Source organism: Trebonia sp. (genome assembly GCF_049794275.1).
In the GTDB taxonomy this organism is placed as follows: Bacteria; Actinomycetota; Actinomycetes; order Streptosporangiales; family Streptosporangiaceae; genus Trebonia.
This window is the reverse complement of the sequence record NZ_JBARCR010000486.1, coordinates 1-4197: the sequence shown is the minus strand read 5'-3', so window position 1 is coordinate 4197 and position 4197 is coordinate 1. Positions and strand designations below refer to the sequence as shown.

4 protein-coding genes are annotated in these 4197 nt (G+C 70.4%); 2 read left to right on the top strand and 2 right to left on the bottom strand.

Features of this window, described 5'->3' with window-relative positions:
• Nucleotides 1-614, top strand: a 614-nt coding sequence (locus WA805_RS13280; protein ID WP_425242481.1) for a nucleotidyltransferase, incomplete at its 5' end; no start/stop codon positions are given.
• Here WA805_RS13280 and WA805_RS13275 read toward each other — a convergent pair.
• Nucleotides 611-1678 carry an alpha/beta fold hydrolase gene (locus tag WA805_RS13275; RefSeq protein ID WP_425242480.1) on the bottom strand — a complete coding sequence of 356 codons (1068 nt, stop codon included), beginning with the start codon at nt 1676-1678 and terminating at the stop codon, nt 611-613. The genes WA805_RS13280 and WA805_RS13275 overlap by 4 nt on opposite strands.
• Nucleotides 1678-3513: a feruloyl-CoA synthase gene (locus WA805_RS13270; protein WP_424562591.1), complete on the bottom strand. Its 1836-nt coding sequence runs from the start codon at nt 3511-3513 to the stop codon at nt 1678-1680. The genes WA805_RS13275 and WA805_RS13270 overlap by 1 nt, the downstream gene beginning before the upstream one ends.
• Nucleotides 3514-3692: 179 nt before the next feature.
• Here WA805_RS13270 and WA805_RS13265 point away from each other — a divergent pair.
• The coding region (locus WA805_RS13265; protein WP_425242479.1) for a class I SAM-dependent methyltransferase at nt 3693-4197 on the top strand (505 nt) is incomplete at its 3' end.

Here is a 4197-nt window from a genome sequence, read left to right as displayed (position 1 = left end):
ATCTCGACATGCTGCTCGCGCTGCGGCATGAGCCAACTGACGCCGACCGCAAGGTCGTGGCCACCCTGGAGAGCATGCTCGATTCGAGCTTCACCCAGATCAACGGCGCGGGAATCGGGCTCGCCAGCACGGCCGCCCTGCTCAGCGACCTTGAACGTTACGATCTCGGCTGGTTCGTCGCGTGCCTGTGCACGCCGTTGATCGGCGAGGACCTGGCGGCTCAGCTGCCCAGGTACCGTCCCACGTCGCTGCTCGCCAGGGAAACGAATGGCGACGTAGGCGACCTGCTGCCCCGCTGGCATGCCCAGCTGAGCCACGCCGAGTCCGACGCCGACCTGAAAGCGATGAGCCGCCGCGTCGGCCGCCGCCTCGTGCGAACAGGATTCACCCTGGTCATGCCCCGCTGGGGCGGCTGGACGAGCGACCTGGACGAATCGGCGGCTGTCTTCGGTCGCTACTACCCGGAGCGCCGCGAGCAGATGGAGCTAGCGGCGGAAGCAGCCACGCAAACGACCGCGGACCGCTCAGCGCTCGGCATGCTCATCGACGACCTCGGCCCATGGCTGGCCGCCGAATACCTCGCAACGCACGGCAGGAAGACACCGAGGCCCTAACGTTGCCGCGCGCCAGCCAGATGCTCCGCCAGCGCGGCGCGGAACCCCGCCGGCTGGTCAAGGTGCGGACCATGTCCCGAGTCCTGGATGGCGGTTTCGCGATACTGCCCGCCCGCCGCGGCGTAGCCGTCCAGCAGGGCACGGGTTTGCCCGAGCATCGGCTGCGGCGGCCACGCGTCCGGCCCCGGCCACCCGGGAACCGCCCCGATGGACCCGAGGTAGGCGAGGTCGTACAGAGAGGTGTCGGACACGATGACGTCGTCCGTGCCCCGCAGCCACAGGATCGGCGGCTTGGGCGAGAGCGCCGCCAGGCTGGTGATCCGGAAATGGACCGGCGCCATGGTGTTCAGCACGCCACGGTCGCCGGGAACGAACCCTGGCCAGTCCGGCACCTGCGAAGAGGTACCTGGATAGTGGTCGTCGCCGGTCCGCGTCGACAGCATCGACTCCACGAAGATGTCGAGCTCGGGCGGCACGAAGGGCGGCTTCACATAGTGGGCAAGCAGCACTTGTCGCGGTGACGTGGGGCTGTCCGCGCTGCGGTCGCCCGCCGCCAGCCGCGCCACGAAGTCAGGATTGACGGAACCGCCGCCAGAACCCGCTCCGGACGGATCGCACAGCGTGCCCTCCGTCCCGCGGGTACCGCCGAATCCGCAGGGAGAGACGGGCGCCACCAGGGTCACGGACGCGGCGCGGTGAGCCGCGGGCCGTTCGGCGAGGTACTGCAGCACCACCCCGCCGCCCATGCTCCAGCCCACCAGGTGGACCGGAGGTAGCCCCAGCGCCTCGATGACCGCGGCCAGATCGTCGGCGTAGTCGCCGAGCCCGTGGGTCGCGTCCACCGGTTCCGGGTCCGTCTCGCCGAAGCCGCGCAGGTCCACCGCCAGCGGCCGGTAGCCGTCCGGCAGCGCGAGCATGGTCGGCTGCCAGAACAGCGACGACGACACGTTGCCGTGCACGAACAGCACCGGATCCCCGGTCCGCCCGGTCACCGACAGCACGGCCGCGGTCATCCGGCTGGTGGGCACCCGCTCGGCGGCAATGCCAGGCAGCAGTGTCTGCACTAGGAGGTCCTTTCCGCGACGACGACGCCCGCCGGTACGGGGTCGGCGTACAGCATGTCCACCAAGCCTGCCCGGCGGGCGAGCACCCGGCGCTGGTTAATGTAGCCCTTGTCGGTGATCTCCCCGGCGTCCAGGCTGGCCGGGCTCGCCAGCACGACGAGCCGCTCGACACGCGCCGCGGATCCCGCCGCGCCGTTGTGCTCGGCGAGCGCCCTGGCGAGCAGCTTGTGCAGCTCGCCGTGCACGATCAGCTCCCCGTCGGCCGCTGGCTCGCCGCCGAGCAGCCGCCTGGCCTCGGCCGCGTTCAGCCAGCCGAGCGCGGATACGTAGTCCCTGTTCTCCCCCGCGAGCACCGCGTCGGAGAGCACAGGGATCACGGACAGCAGCCTGGTGCGCACCGCGCCGACCCGGACGAACGTGCCGGACGCGAGCTTGAAGTCCTCGGCGATCCTGCCGCGGAAGACCAGCCCGGCAGAGAGGTCGGCTGGGTCGGCGAGCGCGACCGCGTCGCCGGTCCGGTAGAAGCCGTCGGCGTCGAACGCCGCCGCGGTCAGGTCCGGCCGGCCGAAGTAGCCGGGCGTCACCATCGGGCCGCGCACCCGGATCTCGCAGGCGTCGCCGTCGGCGGGCACCAGCTTGACCTCCGCGCCCGGCAGCGGCACACCGATGCAGCGGGCGTCGGTGAACGGGAAGTGCGCGCTGGTCACCGCTGGTGCGGTCTCGGTGGCGCCCCAGGACCCGGTGACCGGGATCTGGCGGCCGACGGTGTGTTCGGCGACGGCCGCGAGCCGGTCGCGGAGCGCGGCGGGCAGCGCGGCCGCGGCGTTGAACACCAGCCGCAGCCGGGAGAAGAAGCGGGCAGCGAACTCCGGGTCGGCTTCCAGCGCTGGCACCAGCTGCGCGTATCCCGCTGGGACGTTGAAGTAGATGGTCGGCGGCACGTCGGTGAGGTTCCTGATCGTCTGCCCGAACAGCGCCGGCACGGGCCGCCCCGCGTCGACGTACAGTGTGCCGCCCGAGCTGATCATCATGTTCAGGTTGTGATTGCCGCCGAACGTGTGGCTCCACGGCAGCCAGTCCACGATCACCGGCCGCTCCCAGCCGAGGAACGGCCAGGCCTGTCGGATCATCCGCTGGTTCGCGGCGAGCATCCGGTGCGTGTTCAGCACGCCCTTCGGCGCCCCGGTCGAGCCGGAGGTGAAAAGGATCTTCGCCGTTCCGTCCGGGCTGAGGTTAGCGAAGGCTGTCCGCACTGCCTCGCCCGGATTCGTATTCATCAGAACGGACAGTTGCTCCGCCTCGTCCCGGTGACCCGCGCTCACGACGGCGGGGATGCCCGGCAGCGCGTCGAGCGCCGCCTCGAAGGCTGCCGCGTCCGCGGCGAACACGGCACCCGGGCCGATCAGCCCGGCGATGTCCCTGATCCGTGCGTGGTCGCGGCTCTGCAGTGAGTAGGCGACGCTGACCGGTGCGACCGGGATGCCCGCCATCATTGCGCCGAGCGTCACCAGCAGGTGGTCCACGCCGTTGCCGGAGAGCACCAACAGGGGCCGGCCGGGGCCGAGGTCCCGGTCGAGCAGCGCCTGTCCAATGGCATCGGCCGCCGCGACCGCACGTCCGTAGCTGACCGTCCGCCAGTCACCACGGGCCCGTTCGGATATCAAAGGATGTTCGGGAGCGATCCCCGCCCATTCCCGCAGGCTATGCACCACCGTCACCGGATACTCGCCCAGTTCCTCGGCCGAGCGAAGCAGCAGTTCACCCGGCTCGCCGCCGTCAGCGGAGAGGACTCGCGGCGACGCGAACAGATCCCGGACGCCATCGCTGCTGGCCATTTCGCGCTCCCCTGTGACGCGCCCGGGCCGGGACCGGCCCAACATTCGACTATTGCCTTTGGGTCTGACTCCATCTTTGTAGCGCTTTTCGCGACGCGCCCACAAGGCTCTGTACATCCCCGGGACGGGCGGCTTATTATGAACACTGTTCATGAACGTTGTTCATAAAGGAGGAGATCATGACGGACACGCTCATCGTCAACACCGCGCAGGCCGAGGCGTGGAACGGCTACGAGGGAGAGCACTGGGCGGCCAACGACGACCGCTACGACATCGTCAACAGCGGCTTCAACGAGCCACTGCTCGACGCCGCCGGGATCGGCGAGACCAGCCGCGTGCTCGACGTCGGCTGCGGGAACGGGAAGCTGACCCGGCTCGCCGCCAGCCGGGCCCCGCACGGCCAGGCCACTGGCCTGGACCTATCCGGGCCCATGCTGGCCAGGGCCCGCGCCAGGGCGGCGGAAGAAGGCATCGGCAACGTGACCTTCGAACAAGGAGACGCGCAGGTCTACCCGCTTCCGCCGGGCGGTTTCGACGTGGCCGTCAGCCGGTTCGGCGTCATGTTCTTCGGCGACCCCATAGCGGCCTTCGCGAACATCGGCCGCGGCCTGCGGGCGGGCGGCCGGCTCGCCATCGCTTGCCTGCCCGACCTGTCCGGCACGGACCTCGGCCCAGTGTTCGCGG

What these genes read in the sequence shown, in the direction of transcription:
- WA805_RS13270 (WP_424562591.1), bottom strand. Translation starts at nt 3,513, where the DNA reads ATGGCCAGCAGCGATGGCGTCCGGGATCTGTTCGCGTCGCCGCGAGTC.